General features: G+C 69.3%; 19 protein-coding genes. 10 read left to right on the top strand and 9 right to left on the bottom strand.

Annotated elements, in window-relative coordinates; all coding sequences use genetic code 11:
* Positions 1–49 precede the first annotated feature (49 nt).
* Entirely contained in the window at positions 50–925 is an 876-nt protein-coding gene (gene mmuM / locus MO1_RS09055) for a homocysteine S-methyltransferase (protein WP_060915842.1), read from the top strand.
* 17 nt (positions 926–942) lie between these two features.
* On the opposite strand, the gene MO1_RS09050 is transcribed toward mmuM, so the two are convergent.
* The 3 genes from MO1_RS09050 to MO1_RS09040 form a co-directional block, all read right to left on the bottom strand.
* Entirely contained in the window at positions 943–2,361 is a 1,419-nt protein-coding gene (locus MO1_RS09050; protein WP_060915841.1) for a glycoside hydrolase family 1 protein, read from the bottom strand.
* An 86-nt stretch (positions 2,362–2,447) separates the two neighbouring features.
* Positions 2,448–4,307: a beta-glucoside-specific PTS transporter subunit IIABC gene (locus tag MO1_RS09045; protein WP_036309728.1), complete on the bottom strand. Its 1,860-nt coding sequence runs from the start codon at positions 4,305–4,307 to the stop codon at positions 2,448–2,450.
* Positions 4,308–4,523: 216 nt separating this feature from the next.
* Positions 4,524–5,417 carry a PRD domain-containing protein gene (locus MO1_RS09040; RefSeq protein ID WP_036309730.1) on the bottom strand — a complete coding sequence of 298 codons (894 nt, stop codon included), beginning with the start codon at positions 5,415–5,417 and terminating at the stop codon, positions 4,524–4,526.
* A 58-nt stretch (positions 5,418–5,475) separates the two neighbouring features.
* Between MO1_RS09040 and rlmN the strand changes: the two genes are divergently transcribed.
* Positions 5,476–6,732, top strand: coding sequence for a dual-specificity RNA methyltransferase RlmN (gene rlmN / locus MO1_RS09035; RefSeq protein WP_036309732.1), 1,257 nt, complete (start codon positions 5,476–5,478; stop codon positions 6,730–6,732).
* Positions 6,733–6,792: 60 nt separating this feature from the next.
* Here the strand turns inward: rlmN and MO1_RS09030 are convergent, their stop codons facing one another.
* Genes MO1_RS09030 through MO1_RS09020 form a run of 3 tightly spaced genes read right to left on the bottom strand, consistent with a single transcriptional unit; the run spans position 6,793 to position 9,643 of the window.
* On the bottom strand, positions 6,793–7,554 hold the full coding sequence (locus tag MO1_RS09030) for an ABC transporter ATP-binding protein (protein ID WP_060915840.1): 762 nt from the start codon (positions 7,552–7,554) through the stop codon (positions 6,793–6,795).
* Positions 7,551–8,627, bottom strand: a complete 1,077-nt coding sequence (locus tag MO1_RS09025; protein ID WP_036309845.1) for a FecCD family ABC transporter permease — start codon at positions 8,625–8,627, stop codon at positions 7,551–7,553. Before MO1_RS09025 ends, MO1_RS09030 begins: the two co-directional genes overlap by 4 nt.
* Complete coding sequence (locus MO1_RS09020; protein ID WP_036309736.1) at positions 8,600–9,643, bottom strand: ABC transporter substrate-binding protein; 1,044 nt, start codon at positions 9,641–9,643, stop codon at positions 8,600–8,602. The genes MO1_RS09025 and MO1_RS09020 overlap by 28 nt, the downstream gene beginning before the upstream one ends.
* A gap of 160 nt (positions 9,644–9,803) precedes the next feature.
* On the opposite strand from MO1_RS09020, the gene MO1_RS09015 reads away from it, so the two are divergent.
* Complete coding sequence (locus tag MO1_RS09015; protein WP_060915839.1) at positions 9,804–10,817, top strand: aldo/keto reductase family protein; 1,014 nt, start codon at positions 9,804–9,806, stop codon at positions 10,815–10,817.
* A gap of 16 nt (positions 10,818–10,833) precedes the next feature.
* The gene (locus MO1_RS09010) at positions 10,834–11,310 is read left to right on the top strand and encodes an NUDIX hydrolase (protein WP_060915838.1); all 477 of its coding nucleotides are present in this window, start codon (positions 10,834–10,836) and stop codon (positions 11,308–11,310) included.
* A 1-nt stretch (position 11,311) separates the two neighbouring features.
* Here the strand turns inward: MO1_RS09010 and MO1_RS09005 are convergent, their stop codons facing one another.
* Both MO1_RS09005 and MO1_RS09000 read right to left on the bottom strand, forming a co-directional pair.
* Positions 11,312–11,845 carry a ribonuclease H family protein gene (locus MO1_RS09005; RefSeq protein ID WP_036309740.1) on the bottom strand — a complete coding sequence of 178 codons (534 nt, stop codon included), beginning with the start codon at positions 11,843–11,845 and terminating at the stop codon, positions 11,312–11,314.
* A 49-nt stretch (positions 11,846–11,894) separates the two neighbouring features.
* Positions 11,895–12,872, bottom strand: a complete 978-nt coding sequence (locus tag MO1_RS09000) for a zinc-binding dehydrogenase (RefSeq protein ID WP_036309741.1) — start codon at positions 12,870–12,872, stop codon at positions 11,895–11,897.
* A gap of 68 nt (positions 12,873–12,940) precedes the next feature.
* Here MO1_RS09000 and MO1_RS08995 point away from each other — a divergent pair, with 68 nt between their 5' ends.
* The 6 genes from MO1_RS08995 to MO1_RS08970 all read left to right on the top strand — a co-directional run bounded on the left by MO1_RS08995 (position 12,941) and on the right by MO1_RS08970 (position 19,258).
* Positions 12,941–13,528 (top strand): TetR/AcrR family transcriptional regulator, encoded by a 588-nt coding sequence (locus tag MO1_RS08995; protein ID WP_036309742.1) that lies wholly within the window; start codon positions 12,941–12,943, stop codon positions 13,526–13,528.
* An 87-nt stretch (positions 13,529–13,615) separates the two neighbouring features.
* Positions 13,616–14,284, top strand: a complete 669-nt coding sequence (locus tag MO1_RS08990) for a GntR family transcriptional regulator (protein WP_036309744.1) — start codon at positions 13,616–13,618, stop codon at positions 14,282–14,284.
* On the top strand, positions 14,281–15,807 hold the full coding sequence (locus MO1_RS08985; RefSeq protein ID WP_036309746.1) for an MmgE/PrpD family protein: 1,527 nt from the start codon (positions 14,281–14,283) through the stop codon (positions 15,805–15,807). Before MO1_RS08990 ends, MO1_RS08985 begins: the two co-directional genes overlap by 4 nt.
* A 157-nt stretch (positions 15,808–15,964) precedes the next feature.
* A complete protein-coding gene (prpB, locus tag MO1_RS08980) occupies positions 15,965–16,864 on the top strand; it encodes a methylisocitrate lyase (protein WP_036309748.1) in 900 nt (299 codons plus the stop codon).
* Positions 16,865–16,886: 22 nt separating this feature from the next.
* Positions 16,887–18,077 (top strand): bifunctional 2-methylcitrate synthase/citrate synthase, encoded by a 1,191-nt coding sequence (locus MO1_RS08975; RefSeq protein WP_036309749.1) that lies wholly within the window; start codon positions 16,887–16,889, stop codon positions 18,075–18,077.
* On the top strand, positions 18,074–19,258 hold the full coding sequence (locus MO1_RS08970; RefSeq protein ID WP_036309751.1) for a thiolase family protein: 1,185 nt from the start codon (positions 18,074–18,076) through the stop codon (positions 19,256–19,258). Before MO1_RS08975 ends, MO1_RS08970 begins: the two co-directional genes overlap by 4 nt.
* A gap of 63 nt (positions 19,259–19,321) precedes the next feature.
* Here MO1_RS08970 and MO1_RS08965 read toward each other — a convergent pair.
* Positions 19,322–19,746 (bottom strand): LPXTG cell wall anchor domain-containing protein (locus MO1_RS08965; protein ID WP_157526402.1); only part of this gene is annotated, 425 nt, incomplete at its 5' end.

The raw sequence follows: 19,746 nt of genomic DNA, 5'->3' as shown, positions 1-19,746 counted from the left end.
AGCGTAATGCGGCACCGGGGGTCGGGAGCCGCGAGCCTAGAGTGACCGCATGCCCGATGTCCGCGCCGCCCTCGCCGACCGTCCGCTCGTGCTCGACGGCGGACTCGGCACGATGCTCGAAGCCCGCGGGCACGACCTCACAGGCTCGCTCTGGTCGGCGGGAGTCCTGCTCGACTCGCCCGGCGACGTCCGCGCCGTGCACGCCGAGTTCGTGGCGGCGGGCGCCGACGTGGTCACGACCGCGTCGTATCAGCTCGGCTACGACAACCTCGCGGCGGCCGGCCACGACCAGGCCGCCGTCGACGCGCTCCTCGCAGCCTCTGTCCGGCTCGCCCGTGAGGCGACGGAAGGGCGGGCGTGGGTCGCGGCATCCGTCGGTCCGTTCGGAGCGGTGCGCGCCGACGGCAGCGAGTACACCGGGGCGTACGGGGTGTCGGTAGCCGACCTCACGCGGTGGCATCGGCGCCGCATCCAGGTGCTGGCCGACGCCGCCCCCGACCTGCTCGCGCTCGAGACGATCGCGTCGCCCGCCGAGGTCGAGGCGGTGGTCGCGGCGCTCGAGGGCGTCGGAGTGCCGGCGTGGATCGCGCTGTCCGCCGCGAGTACGGCCTTCGACGACGCCGGATACGCCTCTGCGCTCGCCGTGGCCGCCGCCGCACCGGAGGTGATCGCCGTGGGCGCGAACTGCTGCCCGCCGTCGCTGATCTCCACGGTGCTCGACCGGGTGCCCGCGGGAGTGGCGGCCGTCGCGTACCCCAACAGCGGCGAGACGTGGGACGCGGCATCCCGGTCCTGGCACGGCGATGCGGGAGCGACCTTCGCCGATGCCGACGCCTGGATGGATGCCGGTGCCCGCCTTATCGGCGGCTGTTGCCGGACGACTCCCACCGACATCGCCGGCCTCGTGCACCAGCTCGAGAGCTGACGCACGAGGCGATCGGGTCAGCTGCTCAGCGACGCTCCGTTGGTGCGGATGACCTCGGCGTACCAGTCGAACGACTTCTTCTTGTAGCGATCGAGCGAGCCGCTGCCGTCGTCGTTGCGGTCGACGTAGATGAAGCCGTAGCGCTTGCTGAGCTGCGCCGTCGAGGCCGAGACGAGGTCGATGCAGCCCCACGTCGTGTACCCCATGAGGTCGACGCCGTCGGCGACGGCTTCGCCGACCGCTTCGAGGTGAGCCTGGAGGTAAGCGATGCGGTAGTCGTCCGCGACGGTCTTCACGCCGTCGATCTCGACCAGCTGGTCCTTCGCGCCGAGACCGTTCTCCACGATGAACAGCGGCTTCTGCCACCGGTCCCAGAACTGGTTCAGGACGAGGCGCAAGCCCACCGGGTCGATCTGCCAGCCCCACTCCGACTCTTTCAGCGTCGGGTTCTTGACGCCGCCGAACAGGTTTCCCTCGCCCATGACGCGCTTCGACTCGTCCGTCGTCTCGCAGATCGAGGAGTAGTAGCTGAACGACACGAAGTCGACGGTGTTCTCCTTGAGGAGCGTCCGGTCCTCGTCGGTGATGGTCAGCTCGACGCCCTGTTCGCGGAGGCTCCGCAGGTAGTACCCGGGGTACTCGCCGCGCACGTGGATGTCGCCGAAGGCCAGGTTCACCCGCTCGGTGGTGAGGGCGGCGAACACGTCGTCGGGGTTCGGCGTGAGCGGGTAGACCGGCATCGACAGCACCATGCAGCCGATCTGCGCGTTCGGGGCCAGCTCGCGGGCGGCCTTGGTCGCGAGGGCCGAAGCCACGAGCTCGTGGTGGATCGCCTGGTACAGGTCGGTCGGCGACAGCTGGTCTTTGGAGGTGTTGATGCCACCCGACATGAACGGGGCGTGGACGATCGAGTTGATCTCATTGAACGTCAGCCAGTACTTCACACGAGCGCCGTAGCGGGTGAAGAGCGTCCGGACGTAGCGCTCGTAGAAGCCGATCATGTCGCGATTGACCCAGCCGTCGTAGGTCTCGGCGAGGTGCAGCGGCGTCTCGTAGTGCGAGATGGTCACGAGCGGCTCGATGCCGTGGCGCTCGAGCTCGTCGAGGACCCGATCGTAGAAGGCGAGGCCGGCTTCGTTCGGCTCGGTCTCGTCGCCCTTCGGGAAGATGCGGCTCCAGGCGATCGAGAATCGGAAGGTCTTGAAGCCCATCTCCGCGAAGAGGGCGATGTCCTCCGCGTAGCGATGGTAGAAGTCGATGCCGACCTGCTTGAGGTTGTCGTCGGTGGGGCCGTCGGTCCGCGGGGTCATGATGCCCTGCGGCATGACGTCCTGGATCGAGAGACCCTTGCCGTCTTCGAGGTACGCGCCCTCGAGCTGGTTCGCGGCGGTCGCGCCGCCCCAGAGGAAGCCGTCGGGGAACGAGATGGTGCTCATGAGTCGCTTTCGTTTCGTGTCGTGTGTACGGGGGGGGATGCCGGGTGCCGCCGCTTCGGGTGCGGCGGCACCCGGCATCCGTGGGATCAGGCCGAGACGGCCGCGGACTCGACCGAGACGGCCGTGAAGAGCGGCTCACCGTGGGCGATGGGGCCCGAGGCGCGGTCGGCGATCGCCGGGTAGAGCTCGCCGTTGGTGACGACGATCGGTGTCGTGAGGTCGTACCCGGACGCAGTGATCGCGTCGACGTCGAATTCGACGAGCAGGTCGCCGGCCTTCACCTGCTGACCCGTCGTGACCTTCACGTCGAAGTGCTTCCCGCCGAGCTTCACGGTGTCGATGCCGATGTGGATGAGCACCTCGGCGCCGTCCGCGTGACGCAGGCCGATCGCGTGGCCGGTCGGGAACGCCGCCGCTACCGTGGCGTCGAACGGCGCGTACAGAGCGCCGCTGCGGGGGAGGACCGCGACGCCGTCACCGAGCGCGCCTTCGGCGAACGCGGCATCCGGGGTCTCGGACAGGTCGACGACCGTGCCGTCGAGCGGGCTGAGGACGGCGAGGTCGTTCTCCGCCGAGGCCGGTGCGGGGGCGGCATCCTCGGTCGGCTCGACGAAGCCGACGATCACGGTCAGCAGGAACGGCACGACGATCGCGACGAGCAGACCGATGCCGAGCATGATCATGTTGCCGTTGCCGAGGAGGGCAGGCAGGGCGAGTCCCGACGGGACGACGAATGCCTTCGCGAAGACGCCGCCGAGGGCGATGATCGCGCCACCGAGGGCGCCGCCGACGATGCCGAAGGCGAACGGGCGCTTCAGCGGCAGGTTGATGCCGTAGATGGCGGGCTCGGTGATGCCGGCCAGGAAGCCCGACAGGGTGGCGGGAGCGGCGAGCGACTTGAGGTTCTTGTTGCGTGCGCGCACCCAGACACCGGCGACGGCGGCGGCCTGCGCGAGGACTGCGGCGAAGACGGGGCCGACGAGCAGGATCTGACCCGTGGTCTGGAACTCGAGGGTGAACAGCGGCACGAGGCCCCAGTGCAGACCGAAGATCACGAAGACCTGCCAGAGCCCGCCCATGATGGCGCCACCGGCCCACGGTGCGTTTTCGAAGACCCAGCCGATGCCCTTGCCGAGGCCGCCGCCGATGAGGTCCGAGATGGGACCGACCACGACGAAGACGAGCGGCACGGCGAGCAGCACGACGATCATCGGGGTCATGAAGCGCTTCACAGCACCCGGGAGAACGCGGTAGAGGAACTTCTCCGCGTAGCTCTGCAGCCACACGATCACGATGATCGGGATGACGCTCGAGACGTAGCTGACCATCGTGAACGGGATGCCGAAGAAGGTGAGGTCCGGCTGGCCGACGAGTCCGGTCATCGTCGGGTAGACGAGCGCGCCGGCGATGGCGAGCGAGGTCCACTCATTCGCCTTGAAATAGCGGGCGGCGGTGATCGACAGGGCGATCGGCAGGAAGTTGATGAAGGCGTCGGAGAGTGCGTTCAGCACGGCGTACGTCGTCGTGTCGGTCGCGAGCCAGGTGAACGTGACCGCGGCGGCGAGGAACGCCTTCAGCAGACCGGTTCCGGCGAGCGCCCAGAGGACGGGGGTGAAGATCGACGAGATCATCGAGATGAAGCGGTTGAACAGGTTGCCCTTCGGGGCAGTGTTCGCGGCTCCGTCGGCTGCAGCCGAGCCGAGCTTCGAGATCTTGCCGATCTCGGCGTAGACGTCGGGGACGTCGTTGCCGATGACGACCTGGTACTGGCCGCCGGCCTGTGCCACGGTCACGACACCGGGAGTCGCCTTGACGGCGGCGGTATCGGCCTTCGCTTCGTCCTTCAGCACGAAGCGCAGACGGGTTGCGCAGTGCACGAGAGAACTCACGTTCTCTTCTCCGCCGACGCCCTGGAGGACGCCGGCCGCGGTCTTCGAGTAGTCCATGGGGACACGCTCTTCCTTGCCGCATCGGCGCGGCAGTCTCGGGTGGCACACGCGTCGGGCCTGTTTCCGGGCAATAAAAAAACCTGAACTCGTTCATCGCTCGAAAGCGATGTGAGTTCAGGTTTTGCCTGCTGCCGCAGTAACAATCCGTCGCGTGCAAGGCGACATCGCCCTGCGAGACGTCACGTTAGCATGCATCCGAATGGGATGCGAGGGTCATTTCTCGGTCGTGGCGGCGGGCTCCGCACCGACCTGCGTCGCCAGGCGCTCGACGTGGACGATGACGTACAGCAGCTCCTCATCCGTCAGCTCGGATTCCGTCGCCGCCTTCACGTACGCCTTCACCTCCTGCGCGATCTCGAACGATCGGGGGTAGCTGTGCTTCGCGAACTCGAAGAACGAGCTGTCTCCGCTGCGGAGCATCGTCCGCGACACGAGACGCTGCAGCAGGAACTGGATGTGCAGGACGAAGCGTGCGTAATCAGGGCTTTCGACGTCGAGGGTCACTCCGAGACCGTTCTCCACCGTCCTCACGACGTGCTGCACCCGACGGAACAGGAGCGCGGCGGTGCCGTTCGGTTCGTCGCGGGTCGCGTTGAGCACGTGCATCGTCAGGAAGACGGCCTCTTCGGAGGGGAGCTCCGTCTCGAGCGCCGCCGAGATCGATTCGGCCATGGTCTTCGCCGCGGCGAACTCGGCGGGGTGGAGCACGCGCAGTTCGGGCATGTTCGCCACGGGGATGCGGATGCCCTGGGACAGTCGGTCGAGCACGAACTGGACGTGGTCGATGACGGCGATCGTGAGGGGACGGCCCAGCTGGTGGCCGAGCATGCGTTCGGCCTGGTCGACCGCGCGGGTGACCGCTTCGACGATCGGATACGGGGTGTCGGTCAGCATCCGACGTTCGCGCTCGCCGTCCTCCCCGGTGTCGAGGATGAAGGTCTTCTCGACCTTGGCGGTGTCGAGGGTGTCCGACGCCTTGAGCTGGAACCCGAGCCCGCGCCCCATGAGGACGCGCTCGCGGCCCTGCTCGTCGAGCGAGATGACGACGTTGTTGTTGAGCACCTTGTGCACAACCGTTCCGCGTCGCTGCGGAGCCCCATCCGTCATGGCGACGAGTCTAGGGCCGCCCGGCATCCGCCCAGCCCGTCCCGGTAGCCTGGAACCTATGACCGAGTCCACTCCCGCGCGCCCTGAGGGCATGTCCGCCGTGCGCACGACGACGCCCAAGCAGGTGCGTCCCACGACCGAGGGGTGGACCCAGGCGAAGGATGCCGAGGGTCGCCCGCTTCTGCAGTTCGCGAGCCCCAAGCGCGGCAAGCCGCCCGTCCACCTCGCCGACCTCACCCACGACCAGCGGGTCGAGAAGCTGAAGGAGCTCGGGATGCCGGGCTTCCGCGCCGGTCAGCTCGAGAAGCACTACTTCCAGCACTACACCTCCGACCCCGCGCACATGACCGACCTGCCCGCGGGCAACCGCGACGAGCTCGTCACAGGTCTGATGCCGAACCTCATGACCGAGGTGCGCCGGCTCGAGACTGACGGTGGCGACACGATCAAGTTCCTGTGGCGGCTGCACGACGGCGCCCTCGTCGAGTCCGTCCTCATGCGGTACACCGGCCGCATCACGCTGTGCGTGTCGAGCCAGGCCGGGTGCGGCATGAACTGCCCGTTCTGCGCCACCGGCCAGGCGGGTCTCACCCGCAACATGTCGGCGGCCGAGATCGTCGACCAGGTCGTGCGCGCCAACCGCCTCATCGCCGACGGCGGCCTCGGTGACCCCCGCAAGGTGGGACACAAGGACGAGCGCGTCACGAACATCGTCTTCATGGGGATGGGCGAGCCCCTCGCCAACTACGCCCGCGTCATGACGGCCGTCCGCACGATGGTCGACAAGAAGCACGGCCTCGGCATGAGCGCCCGCGGCATCACGATCTCGACCGTCGGCCTCGTGCCGGCGATCCGCAAACTGAGCAACGAGGAGATCCCGGTCACCTTCGCGCTGTCGCTGCACGCTCCCGACGACCTCCTGCGTGACGAGCTCATCCCGGTGAACTCGCGCTGGAAGGTCGACGAGGCGCTCGACGCCGCCCGCGAGTACTTCGAGAAGACCGGGCGCCGCGTGTCGATCGAGTACGCGCTCATCAAGGACATGAACGACCACGCCTGGCGCGCCGATCTGCTCGCCGACAAGCTCAACGCGCGCGGTCGCGGCTGGGTGCACGTCAACCCGATCCCGCTGAACCCGACCCCCGGCTCCATCTGGACCTCGTCGGATGTCGACGTGCAGAACGAGTTCGTCCGACGCCTCAACGAGGCCGGCATCCCGACGACCCTCCGCGACACCCGCGGCAAGGAGATCGACGGTGCCTGCGGCCAGCTCGTGGCGACCGAAGAGGACCAGGTCGCAGCGGCATCCGTCTGATCCGGATCACTCCGGCGGGGTCTGTGTCCTTCCTCACGCCGGTGGCGTGTGTGTTCTTCCTCACGCCGGTGGCGTGAAGGCGATCGACGGCCGACCGCCGTCGATCGTGACGCGGCACTTCACGCCGTAGACCTCTTCGATGAGGCCGTCCGTGAGGACTTCGGCCGGCGGGCCTGCCGCAACAGCCCGGCCCGCGGCCATGACGAGCACCTCGTCGCAGAACATCGCGGCGAGGTTCAGGTCGTGCAGGGCGACGACGACCGTCACCGGAAGGCTCCTCACGAGCGTGAGGAGCTCGAGCTGGTGGCGGATGTCGAGGTGGTTCGTCGGCTCGTCGAGGAGCAGCTCGCGGGTTTCCTGCGCGAGGGCCCGCGCGATCTGTGCCCGCTGCTGCTCCCCGCCTGAGAGCGAGTGCCACCGGGAGTCCGACTTCGCGGTCAGACCCGCCTGCGCGAGGGCGGCGTCGACGATCGCGTCGTCGCGGGCGCCGTTCGAACCCCAGAGCGAGGCATGCGGGGTGCGGCCGAGCCGCACGACATCGCGGACCGTGAGGTCGACCTCGGTCGTCGCGTGCTGCGTGACGGCGGCGACGCTGCGAGCGAGGTCGCGGCGGCGCTGGTGACGGATGTCGGACCCGTCGAGGAGCACGCGGCCGGCGTCCGGGTGGGAGATGCCCTGCAGGACGCGGAGGAGCGAGGACTTGCCCGAGCCGTTGGGGCCGAGGAGTCCGACGACCGATCCGGGCGTCGGCGCGAGCGAGACATCGTCGACGACGAGCGTCCCGCCGCGACGCCACGACACGTGTTCCGCGACGAGACTCATGCGCGCCTCCTCCGCCGAACGAGGAGGGCGACGAAGACCGGCACGCCGATGAGCGCCGTGCCGACGCCCACCGGGAGCGGCACCGGCGCGAACGCGACCCGGGAGACGGCATCCACCGTGATCATGAAGACCATGCCGAGGGCGATCGTCACGGGGATGACGCGGGCGTGACGCGAGCCGACGAGCAGGCGTGCGGCGTGCGGGAGGACGAGCCCGACGAACCCGATCGCGCCGGCGACGCTGACGAGGGTCGCGGCGATCAACGCGGTGAGGACGAGGAGCAGCATTCGAGTGCGTGCGACGTGGATGCCGAGGGATGCCGCGACGTCGTCGCCGAACGCGAACGCGTCGAGCGGGCGCACCGAGGCGAACGCGACGATCGCGCCGAGGAGGACGACGGCGGCGCAGAGCGCGACGTCATCCCAGCGGACGCCCTCGAGAGAGCCGAGCAGCCAGAACATCACGCCGCGGGTCTCATCGGAGTCGGCGAACGCGAACACAGCGAGGGAGGTGAGAGCGGAGAAGAACTGGGTGGCAGCGATCCCGGCGAGGACGAACGAGGCGGTGCCGCCGCCGGTGAAACGCGCGATGACGAGGACGAGGGCGAACGCGACGAGCGCTCCCGCGAACGCGCCGCCCGACAGGGTGAGGACACCGCCGCCGAGACCGAACACGCCGAACAGAACGGCGCCCGTCGACGCTCCCGATGAGACGCCGAGGACGAATGGGTCGGCGAGCGGGTTTCGCAGCAGCGACTGCAGGATGACGCCGCAGAGGCCGAGGCCTGCGCCGCACGCGGCGGCTACGAGCGCCCTCGGCAGCCGCTCCTGCCAGACGATCGCATCGGCTGCGACGCGCACCGGGATGTCGGTGACGCCGAGGTGATTCGTGATGACATCGCGGACGTTGACGAGGGACACGTTCGCCGGCCCGAGTGTCAGCGCGACAGCGATCGTGAGGATGATGACGCCGAGCGAAGCGACCGTCGCGAGCACGAGGGTCGGGATGCGGCGGGTCCTGCGCTGCGGCAGGACGGCGGCGGAAGTCAGCGCCCTGCCTCGTTCTCGTCCCACCACGTGCGGATCTTCTCGAGCCCGTCGACGAAGCGGATGGAGGGGTTCATCTCCGCGCCGTGAAGGGCGATGAACCGCTTCTCCTTCACGGCGGGGAGGACGCGGGTCACGGGATCGTTCTCGAGGAAGGCGATCTTGTCGTCGAGGCGGTCGCCGGGGAAGCGGTCCCGCTGCAGATCACCGAGGACGATGACGTCGGGGTCGGCGTCGACGACGGCCTCCCACGACACGGCCGGCCAGTCGTCGGTCTGGTCGGCGAACGCACCCGTCATCCCCGTCTTGTCGGCGAGGATCGCGGCTGCTCCGCGGCCACCGGCCATGTACGGCGTGCGGGTGTCGGCGAACCAGAAGACGACCTTCTGGCCGCCGAAATCGACACCCTCCACGGCCGCTGCGGCGCGCTTCTCGAGCGAGGCGATGAGTGCGTCGCCGCGGGAGGGGACGTCGAAGATGGTCGCGAGTTCACGGATCTCGGTGTAGAGATCGTCGACCGTCAGCGCGGTCGTGCGCGTTCCGCCGGCGTTGACGCTGCGGTCATCGGCGCAGTCGGTGGGGGAGAGGTAGGAGCCGATGCCCGTCTCAGCGAGCCGGTCTCGTGTGACGACGCCGCCCTCGGCGTAGTGGCGCCCGAACGAGGCGGTCACGAAGTCGGGGTCGGCGCCGAGCAGGACCTCGTACGTGGGTGCGTTGTCGGCCAGGCGCGGCACCTTCGCGTTCTCGTCGGCGAGCGAGGGGAGGACCGGGTCGGTCCACGACGCGGTGCCCACGATGCGGTCGGCGAGGCCGAGAGACAGCAGGATCTCGGTGGAGTTCTGGTCGAGCGAGACGACTCGCTGCGGCGCCTCATCGACCTCGACGGTCCGGCCGCAGTTCTGGATCGTCACGGGGTAGTCGGTCGAGCGCTCGCCGGTCGCGGCCGCCTTCTCGGTGACGACCTCAGAAGCGCCGCATCCGGACAGGGCGAGCGCGAGGGCGGTGAAGGTGGCGAGCAGGGCGGAACGGCGGGGGAAGGGCATCGATGGTCTCTCGTCGGGGGGCCGGGGACGTCGATGATCGATGGTAGCAAGGTAAGCCTTACCTTTCCGCCGACGGGTGCGGGGCCGTTCGCTTTCGCTGTCGGCGTGACCGTGTCAAGGCCGCGCCCCACCCGCGGGCGGCGGGAGTAGCGTCGAAGCCATGGTCAACTATCGATTTCTCGGCAACAGCGGCCTCAAGGTCACGGAACTCACCTACGGCAACTGGCTCACGCATGGATCGCAGGTCGAGAACGACGCGGCGATCGCGACGGTCCACAAGGCCCTCGATCTCGGTATCAGCTCGTTCGACACGGCTGACGCGTATGCCAACACGGCGGCAGAGTCGGTTCTCGCCGACGCGCTGAAGGGCCAGCGGCGCGAGTCACTCGAAATCTTCACGAAGGTCTACTGGCCGACCGGTCCCAAGGGGCCGAACGACCACGGTCTGTCGCGCAAGCATCTCCTCGAGGGCATCAACGGCTCGCTCAAGCGACTGAACACCGACTACGTCGACCTCTACCAGGCGCACCGCTACGACTACGAGACTCCGCTCGAGGAGACGATGCAGGCGTTCGCCGACATCGTCCGCCAGGGTAAGGCGCTCTACATCGGTGTCAGCGAGTGGACCGCCGAGCAGCTCCGCGCCGGACACGCGCTGTCGAAGGAGCTCGGCTTCCAGCTCGTCTCGAACCAGCCGCAGTACTCCGCGCTGTGGCGGGTCATCGAGGGCAAGGTCGTCCCCACCTCCGAAGAGCTCGGCATCTCGCAGATCGTCTGGTCGCCCCTGGCGCAGGGCGTGCTGACCGGCAAGTACCAGCCCGGCCAGCCGCTGCCCGAAGGCTCGCGCGCGACGGATGAGAAGGGCGGATCCGACATGATCAAGCGCTTCATGAAGGATGAGACCCTCACCGCCGTGCAGAAGCTGCAGCCGATCGCCGAGGGGGCAGGCATCACGATGCCGCAGCTCGCCCTCGCCTGGGTGCTGCACAACCCGAACATCGCCGCGGCGATCATCGGGGCGTCGCGTCCCGAGCAGCTCGAGGACACCGTCAAGGCCTCGGGTATCGAACTCGACGACGACACGTACGCGGCGATCAACGACGCGCTAGCACCCGTCGCGGTCACCGACCCGGAGGAGACGTACTCCGTCTCGCCGAAGGCGCGCCTGATCTGACGAGCGCCGCCCGTCCGTGGCCACGCACAGCGCCGGCATCCTGCTCTACCGTCTCGACGGAACGGGCGGGGTGTCGGCGTTCGTCGCTCACATGGGCGGGCCGTACTGGGCGAAGAAGGACGAGGGTGCGTGGTCGATCCCGAAGGGGGAACTCGACGAGGGCGAGGATGCGCTGGATGCCGCGAAGCGGGAGTTCCGCGAGGAGCTCGGCGTCGAGCCGCCCGAGGCCGACTACGCCGAGCTCGGCACGTTCGCGTACTCATCGGGCAAGCGCGTGACGGTCTTCGTCGTCGACGGATCGGGGTTCGAGGCATCCGAGTTCGTCTTCGGTGAGTTCGAGATGGAATGGCCGCCGCGGTCGGGCAAAACGGCATCGTTCCCCGAGGTCGACCGGGCCGAATGGATGCCGCTGGACCGCGCGCGCGAGCGAGTGGTGAAGGGCCAGCGGCCCGCACTGGACCGGCTGGGTGACGTGCTCGCCCAGGCTCGCTGAGTCAGCGCTTCTTCTTGGGCGCCTCGGACACGTCGAGCTTCTCGTGACGGCCGCCGAGCGAGGACCATGCCGACTCCTTGCCGGATGCCGCGTGTTCCGCCCCGCGCACGGCGCGCTCGTCAGCCCACTCGTTGAGGACATGGCCGCGGTGGCCGCGGACGTGCTCGAGCACGACGTCGGGGAGCCCCGCGGCCCGGCGGGCGTCGCGCGCGACGATCAGCTGCTCCAGGAGGTCGACGTTCTTCGTCGGCGCGCCCGTCGAGGTCTTCCAGCCGCGCCGGCGGTGTCCGTCCATCCACTTCTCATAGGTGTCGATGGCGTACTTCGAGTCGGCCTGCACGACGAGCTCGCTGACGTCGGCGTGGTCCTCGATCGCCTTCAGGAGTCCGAGCAGCTCGCCGACGTTGTTTGTGCCTTGGATGACGGAGCCCGCGGCCCAGTGGCCGTCTTCACCGACCCACGCCCATCCGGTCGGTCCGGGGTTGCCCTTGCAGGCGCCGTCGGTGGCCACGACATAACGGGAGGAATCGGTCACCCGACCACGCTACCCGCGCGCGACACGGTGGCTGCGCGCGGGTCGCGCCTCACGGGCGCAGCAGGACCTTGCCGACGCGACCGGCGGTGAGGCTCGCGCGGGCGGCTTCGCGCGCCTGCTCGAGCGGGAACGTCGCCGAAACGGGCAGCGTCAGGACGCCGGACGAGAGGTGCTGAGCGAGCTCGCCGAACAGCTGGCCGCGCTTGGCGGCATCCATCTCGGTGCTGACCTTGCTGCCCCAGAAGCCCTTGATCGTGATGTGGCGGAAGATGACCGGTCCCGAGGCGAGCTGCATGACGGGAGCGTCCATCGCGCCGAAGACGACGAGCGTGGCGTTCTCGCCGAGGAGGGAGAGGACGTGGCCGCTCGACTCGCCGCCGACCGAGTCGACGCCGGCGACGATCGAGGCGCCGCCTGTGATCTCGGCGACCTGGTCCTGCCAGTCGTCGGTGTCGACGGCGACGATGCGGTCGATGCCCTGCTCGGCGAGTTCCGCGACGGCGGCGCTGCGGCGGACGAGGCCGACGACGTTGAGGCCGCGAGCACGACCCATCTGGGCGACCATCCGGCCGACGGCGCCGTTGGCGGCGTTCTGGACGATCCAGTCACCGGGCTTCAGGTCGAGGAAGTCGATGAGGCTGATGGCGCTGAACGGCATCGAGACCAGCTGAGCGGCCTGCTCGTCGGGGAGGCCCTCGGGGACGGGGATGAGGCCTGCCGCGCGAGCGACGAACTGCTCGGCCCACACGCCGAAGGTGCCGCCGGTGGCGACGCGCTGGCCGACCTGGAGGTTCTCGACACCCTCGCCGAGCTCTTCGACGACGCCGACAGCCTCGGTGCCGGAGCGGGCGGGAAGTTCGGGCTTGAAGCCGTAGGTGCCGCGGATCGTCCACAGGTCGTGGTTGTGGATGGGCGATGCGAGGAGACGTACGCGGACCTCGCCGGCACCGGGCGTCGGGTCGAAGACGTCGGTCGTCTCGAGGACGTCGGCCGGTTCGCCGAAAACGGGGTGGGTGACTGCGCGCATGTTTTCCTCCATAGCGTCATTTTGTAACGATCGGTACAATATACTACGAGTGACCGAGAGGATCCACCATGGGTCGCACCAGCGCATACGACCGCGACGACGTCATCCGCGCCGCGCGCGACGTCTTCTGGGCGCGCGGCTACGCCGAAACCGGCATCGGCGAGCTCGAACAGGCGACCGGACTCAAGCGATCGAGCATCTACCACGCCTTCGGCAGCAAGAAGGGTCTCTTCGAGGCGGTCGTGGCCCGGTACCTCGACGAGGTGGTGCGCGTGCGACTCGAGCCGCTCCGGAACTCCGAGCCCGGTCCCGAAGCGCTCAGCGAGTACATCGCCGGCATGCGCGGGGCGATCGCCGACGGGTCGTCGCGCGCCCGGTCGGGATGCCTCCTCATCAATGCGGCCTGCGGCCCCCTCGTCGACGATGAACCCGAGGTCCGTCAGCTGGTCAACGCCTACCTCGACGACGTGCGTGGCGCCGTCGCGACCGGGGTTGCCGCCGCCCGTCCCGACCTCACGCCGGCGTCGACCTCGCCGCTCGCCGAAGCCACGGCATCCCTCGTCATCGCCGCTCTCGCCCTCGCGCGGACCGATGCGGATGCCGCGATCCGGGGTCTCGACGCGGTCGGCCCACTGGTCGCAGGCTGGCGCGGCTGATTCGTCCGTCGCACTTGTGTGTATACCCAAGCGCTCTGATATCTCTTTCTAGACTCACTCGAGCACGACAGTGCATACACTGATGGAGTGAGTCACGGGAAGCGCGCCAGCGATCGCGCGTACGCAACCCTGCTCGACGAGATCCAGTCCGGCGCGCTCGCCCCAGGCACCGTGCTCGGTGAGGCGGAGCAGGCGGCACGCCTGGGCGTGAGCCGGACCCCGCTCCGCGAAGCGCTCGCCCGGCTCGCCTCCCACGGCCTGGTCACCCAGGTGTCGCCTCGAGTGACGGCGGTCAGCGGCATCGATGCCGACGACATCCGCGCCCTCTTCGACGTGCGCCGCGCACTCGAGGAGACCGCGGCGAGGCTCGCGGCGCGAACCGCCGATCGGGCGGTCTTCGATGCGCTCGCCGAGGAGTTCGCGGCGACGCAGACCGCGGGCGGACCGGCATCCGACGCCGACGCCTACTACCGCCTCATCGGTCGGTTCGACGCCGAATTGGATGCCGCGGTCGGCAACGATTACCTCAGCTCGGCGCTCCGGACCGTTCGGACGCACCTCGTCCGCGTGCGCCGGCTGGCGCGCGACAAGCCCGAGCGGCTGATCGCCTCCGTCGCCGAACACCAGCTCATCGCGCGTGCGATCGCGGCGGGCGACGTCGACCTCGCCGCCCACGCGACGCATGTCCACCTGCACAACGCCCTGACCTCGATTCTCGATTCGTTGACCACCGACTCTCCGGAGGAACCGACATGACTGTCACCCACCACGTCCGCGTGTACCGCAGCGACGAACCCCTGCCCCGCGAAGAGCAGCTCGCGTACAAGATCGCGCGGGTCGCCGTCGACCCGGTCGCCGTCGAGGCCGACGTCGTCGACATGATCGTCAACCGGATCATCGACAACGCGGCGGTGGCCGCGGCATCCCTCACCCGTCGCCCCGTCAGCGCCGCACGCTCGCAGGCGCTGTCGCACCCGGTGTCGGCGAACGGTCACGGCGGGACGGTCTTCGGCGTCCCGAACGAGACCCGCACGAGCCCCGAATGGGCGGCGTGGGCGAACGGCGTCGCCGTCCGTGAACTCGACTACCACGACACGTTCCTGGCCGCGGAGTACTCGCACCCGGGTGACAACATCCCCGCGATCCTCGCGGTCGCGCAGCACGTCGGTGCCGACGGTGCGGCACTCGTCCGCGGGCTCGCGACGGGCTACGAGATCCAGGTCGACCTCGTGCGCGCGATCAGCCTGCACAAGCACAAGATCGACCACGTCGCCCACCTCGGCCCGTCGGCCGCCGCCGGCATCGGAACCCTCCTCGGCCTCGACGTCGACACGATCTACCAGGCCGTCGGACAGGCCCTCCACACCACGACCGCGACCCGACAGTCGCGCAAGGGCGAGATCTCCACGTGGAAGGCGCATGCTCCCGCCTTCGCCGGGAAGATGGCGGTCGAGGCCGTCGACCGGGCGATGCGCGGCGAGACTTCCCCTTCGCCCATCTACGAGGGGGAGGACGGCGTCATCGCCTGGCTCCTCGACGGCAAGGACGCCGCGTACGACGTGCCGCTGCCTGCCGCAGGCGAACCGAAGCGCGGCGTCCTCGACACGTACACGAAGGAGCACTCGGCCGAGTACCAGGCGCAGGCGTGGATCGACCTGGCCCGGAAGCTCGGCACCGAGCGTCCCGAGCTGCGCGACCCGGCGAACATCGCCTCGGTCGTGCTGCACACCAGCCACCACACGCACTACGTGATCGGCTCGGGCGCCGGCGACCCGCAGAAGTACGACCCCACCGCGTCGCGCGAGACGCTCGACCACTCGATCCCGTACATCTTCGCCGTCGCGCTGCAGGACGGCGGCTGGCACCACGTCGACTCCTACGCACCCGAGCGCGCCGGCAGGCCCGACACGGTCGAGCTCTGGCACAGGGTGACGACCGCCGAGGATCCTGAGTGGACGAGGCGCTACCACTCGGAGGACCCCGACGAGAAGGCGTTCGGCGGTCGGGTCGAGATCACCCTCACCGACGGCTCTACCGTCGTCGACGAGATCGCCGTCGCCGACGCGCACCCGCTCGGCGCCCGCCCATTCGCGCGGGCGGACTACGTCCGGAAGTTCCGCCTGCTGGCCGAGCCCGTACTCGAACCCGCCGAGATCGACCGGTTCCTCGCGCTCGTCGAGCGGCTGCCCGAGCTGACCGCCGAAGAGGTGCGTCAGCTCGACGTCGTCGCGAAGGCGGGCGTCCTCGAGGCCGCGCCGGCACCGAAGGGACTCTTCTGATGATCGGTCTGATGGGCCGGGCGTTCGGGATTCAGTCTCTGCGCTCGCGCGTTCGGCCGGGCGGCGGTCTGCATCCGCGGGATTCCGCGGTCCCGGTCGGGGGCTCCGATCCGTCGAGGCTGAGGACGGAACAGTCCGTCGAGAGGAAGGCCTGCTGATGCTGTACGCACAGACTCCCGCGCACGAGAAGCGCCGCCTCTTCCGTGAGCGGCTCGCGACCGGGGAGCTCCTCCGCTTCCCCGGCGCGTTCAACCCGCTGTCGGCCCGACTCATCGAGCGGAAGGGGTTCGAGGGTGTCTACATCTCGGGCGCCGTCCTCTCGGCCGACCTGGGACTGCCCGACATCGGGCTGACGACGCTCACCGAGGTCGCCGCTCGCGGTCAGCAGATCGCCCGCACGACCGAGCTGCCCGCGATCATCGACGCCGACACAGGCTTCGGCGAGCCGATGAACGTCGCGCGGACGATTCAGACCCTCGAGGACGCCGGCATCGCCGGTGCGCACATCGAGGACCAGGTGAACCCCAAGCGGTGCGGCCACCTCGACGGCAAGGCGGTCGTCGACGAGGACACGGCGCTCAAGCGCATCCGTGCCGCCGTCGACGCGCGCCGCGACCCGAACTTCCTCGTGATGGCGCGCACCGACATCCGCGCCGTCGACGGGTTGGATGCCGCGACCGACCGCGCCCGCAAACTCGTCGACGCGGGCGCCGACGCGATCTTCCCCGAGGCCATGCGGAGCCTCGAGGAGTTCGCCGCGGTGCGGGCCGCCGTGGACGTGCCGATCCTCGCCAACATGACCGAGTTCGGCAAGAGCGACCTCTTCTCCGTCGATCAGCTGCGAGACGTCGGGGTGAACATCGTCATCTGGCCGGTGTCGCTCCTGCGGATCGCGATGGGCGCGGCCGAGCGTGCGCTCGATACGCTGATCGATGAGGGGCACCTCACGCCCCGTCTCGGCGAGATGCAGCACCGCGCCGATCTGTACGACCTCATCGACTACGAGTCGTACAACCACTTCGACACGAACGTCTTCACTTTCCGGATCGACCGATGACGGTCGAGGAGCAGGAGCGAGCATGACCGACCCCGACATCAAGAAGGGCCTGGCCGGCGTCCACGCCGACACGACGGCGATCAGCAAGGTCAACCCCGAGACGAACTCGCTGCTGTACCGGGGCTATCCCGTTCAGGAGCTGGCCGCGACGCAGCCGTTCGAAGCGGTCGCGTACCTCCTGTGGCACGGCGAACTGCCGACGGCCGATCAGCTCGCCGAACTGCAGGCGGTCGAGCGGGCGAACCGTTCGCTTCCCGACGACATCCGCGCCTTCATCGACGCGATGCCGACCTCGGCGCACCCGATGGACGAGGCGCGAACCGTCGTGAGCCTGCTCGGATCGTTCGAGACCGCGGGTATCGCGAACGTGCTGGATGCCGCGGGCACCCCGGCGGAGAACCTGGACCGCAGCATCCGTCTGTTCGCGATCCTCCCCGCGATCGTCGCGTACGGTCAGCGCCGTCGCCGCGGCCAGGAGATCGTCGAGCCGCGGGAGGACCTCGGCTACGCCGCGAACTTCCTCTGGATGACGTTCGGCGAGGAGCCCGACGAGGCCGTCGTCGACGCGTTCAACCGCTCGATGATCCTGTACGCCGAGCACTCCTTCAACGCGTCGACGTTCACCGCCCGCGTCATCGCGTCGACGCTAAGCGACCTGTACTCGTCCGTCGTCGGTGCGATCGGCGCGCTGAAAGGACCGCTCCACGGCGGCGCGAACGAGGCCGTCATGCATATCTTCGACGAGATCGGTTCGGCCGACGCCGTCGTGGCCTGGCTCGACGACGCCCTCGCCGCCAAGCGCAAGATCATGGGGTTCGGTCACCGCGTCTACAAGCGCGGCGACTCGCGCGTGCCCACGATGAAGGCCGCGCTCGACACGCTCGTCGCGCACTACGACCGCCCCGACGTCGCCGAGCTCTACGAGACGCTCGAGTCCGAGTTCGTGTCGCGGAAGGGCATCTACCCGAACCTCGACTATCCGTCGGGTCCGGCGTACAGCCTCATGGGCTTCGACACGCTGACGTTCACGCCCCTGTTCATCGCCGCGCGCATCACCGGCTGGACGGCGCACATCATGGAACAGCAGGCATCCAACGCACTCATCCGTCCCCTCGCCGCGTACAGCGGTTCGAACGAACGGCACATCGAGGGCTACGTTCCGGATGCCGCCGAGGTCGAGGCGCTGGAGCGGCCGGAGGAAGCCGCCGGATGAGTGTCGAGCGCATCGTCGTCGTCGCCGGAGCACGCACCCCCGTCGGCCGGTTCGACGGTGCGTTCCGCGGCACTCCTGCCCACGAACTCGGAGCGCAGGCCGTGTCGGCCGCGCTCGGGCGCTCCGGAGTCGACTCCGCGCGTGTCGGCGAGGTCGTGATCGGGACGATCGGTCAGGTCGCGGGCGACGCGTACATCGCCCGGCGCATCGCGCTCGCCGCCGGTCTCGCCGACGACACCCCCGCCTTCACGGTCAACCGGCTGTGCGGGTCGGGGTTGCAGTCCATCTGGTCGGCGGCGCAGGAGCTGCGCTGGGGCGGCATCGACGCCGCCGTCGCGGGCGGTGCCGAGAACATGACGCGGATGCCGTTCTACGACATGGATGCCCGCTCGGGTGCCACCCTGGGGCACCGCCAGCTGCTCGACGGCACCCTTGCGATGCTCACCGACCCGTTCAGCGGTCGGCACATGGGGACGACCGCCGAGACCGTCGCCGAGCGGTTCGCCGTGACGCGCGCTGAGCAGGACGCCTACGCCGTCGAGTCCCAGCGTCGCGCATCGACGGATGCCGCGCGCGCCGCGTTCGGGGAGGAGATCGTCGCCACGACGACCACCGACCGGCGGCCCGTGGAGGTGACGCTCGATGAGCATCCGCGTCCGGACACCACGCTCGAGGCGCTCGCACGGCTGCGCCCGGCGTTCACCGCGGACGGCACGGTGACGGCGGGGAACGCGTCGGGCATCAACGACGGCGCCGCGGCGACCGTGCTGATGCGCGAGTCCGACGTGCGTGCCGAGGGACTGCCGGCACTCGCGACGATCGAGGCCGTCACGACCGCGGCGCTCGACCCGGCGATCATGGGGTACGCGCCGACACTCGCGCTCCGGAAGCTGTTCGCCCAGACGGGGCTGAGTCCTGCCGACGTCGCGACGGTCGAGCTCAACGAGGCGTTCGCGTCGCAGGTGATCGCGGTGATGCGCGATACGGGGCTCGATCCGGAACGGACCAATCCGTACGGTGGCGCGATCGCGCTCGGCCACCCCGTAGGTGCGACCGGCACGATCCTGACCGTCCGCGCCGCGCTGACGCTGCAGCGGACGGGTGGGGAGTACGCGATCGTGACGATGTGCATCGGCGGCGGGCAGGCGCTCGCGGCGTTGCTGCGACGCTGGGACGCCTGACCGCGGCATCCGTTCACCAGTGACGGCCCCCGCCTGTCGGCGAGGGCCGTCACTGTCACACGATCAGACCTGCTGACGACGTCGGCGCATCAGCATCGCGCCGAGCACCAGCAGGACGCCCGCTCCGCCGACCAGCGCGATGAGTGGCACGGGGTCGCCGCCGGTGTTCGCGAGACTCCCGGCCAGGACCACGGTGATCGGGATGCGAATGTCCTCCTCGCCGTCGGTGCGCAGGACCAGAGTGTGGGCGCCGGTCTCGAGGTCGTCCGGGACGGCGACGGTGAACGCAAGGCGACCGTCGGCGTCCGCTGCCGGAATCCCGGTGATCACGATCGGATCGCTGAACAGCGTCGCCGTGATCCGCTGCCCCGCGGTCAGGCCCGACACCTCGGCGCGGAACGACCCACCCTGCTCGACCCTGGTGGCGCTCAGCGTCACGGTCGCCCACGCTTCGGCGTCCCCGCCTGCGACCGGCTCGCTGGGCTCGG

Source organism: Microbacterium oleivorans NBRC 103075 (assembly GCF_001552475.1).
GTDB classification, from domain to species: domain Bacteria; phylum Actinomycetota; class Actinomycetes; order Actinomycetales; family Microbacteriaceae; genus Microbacterium; species Microbacterium oleivorans.
The sequence above is the reverse complement of the archived record's forward strand: the minus strand, read 5'-3'. Positions and strand labels throughout refer to the sequence as shown.

Excerpts from the sequence above, each read along its gene's own strand:
- mmuM (WP_060915842.1), top strand. The coding sequence starts at position 50 with ATGCCCGATGTCCGCGCCGCCCTCGCCGACCGTCCGCTCGTGCTCGAC.
- MO1_RS08975 (WP_036309749.1), top strand. The coding sequence starts at position 16,887 with ATGACCGACCCCGACATCAAGAAGGGCCTGGCCGGCGTCCACGCCGAC.
- MO1_RS08985 (WP_036309746.1), top strand. The coding sequence starts at position 14,281 with ATGACTGTCACCCACCACGTCCGCGTGTACCGCAGCGACGAACCCCTG.
- MO1_RS09040 (WP_036309730.1), bottom strand. The coding sequence starts at position 5,417 with ATGACGGATGGGGCTCCGCAGCGACGCGGAACGGTTGTGCACAAGGTG.
- MO1_RS09015 (WP_060915839.1), top strand. The coding sequence starts at position 9,804 with ATGGTCAACTATCGATTTCTCGGCAACAGCGGCCTCAAGGTCACGGAA.
- MO1_RS09050 (WP_060915841.1), bottom strand. The coding sequence starts at position 2,361 with ATGAGCACCATCTCGTTCCCCGACGGCTTCCTCTGGGGCGGCGCGACC.
- MO1_RS09000 (WP_036309741.1), bottom strand. The coding sequence starts at position 12,872 with ATGCGCGCAGTCACCCACCCCGTTTTCGGCGAACCGGCCGACGTCCTC.
- MO1_RS09030 (WP_060915840.1), bottom strand. The coding sequence starts at position 7,554 with ATGAGTCTCGTCGCGGAACACGTGTCGTGGCGTCGCGGCGGGACGCTC.
- prpB (WP_036309748.1), top strand. The coding sequence starts at position 15,965 with ATGCTGTACGCACAGACTCCCGCGCACGAGAAGCGCCGCCTCTTCCGT.
- MO1_RS08995 (WP_036309742.1), top strand. The coding sequence starts at position 12,941 with ATGGGTCGCACCAGCGCATACGACCGCGACGACGTCATCCGCGCCGCG.
- rlmN (WP_036309732.1), top strand. The coding sequence starts at position 5,476 with ATGACCGAGTCCACTCCCGCGCGCCCTGAGGGCATGTCCGCCGTGCGC.
- MO1_RS09045 (WP_036309728.1), bottom strand. The coding sequence starts at position 4,307 with ATGGACTACTCGAAGACCGCGGCCGGCGTCCTCCAGGGCGTCGGCGGA.
- MO1_RS09020 (WP_036309736.1), bottom strand. The coding sequence starts at position 9,643 with ATGCCCTTCCCCCGCCGTTCCGCCCTGCTCGCCACCTTCACCGCCCTC.
- MO1_RS08970 (WP_036309751.1), top strand. The coding sequence starts at position 18,074 with ATGAGTGTCGAGCGCATCGTCGTCGTCGCCGGAGCACGCACCCCCGTC.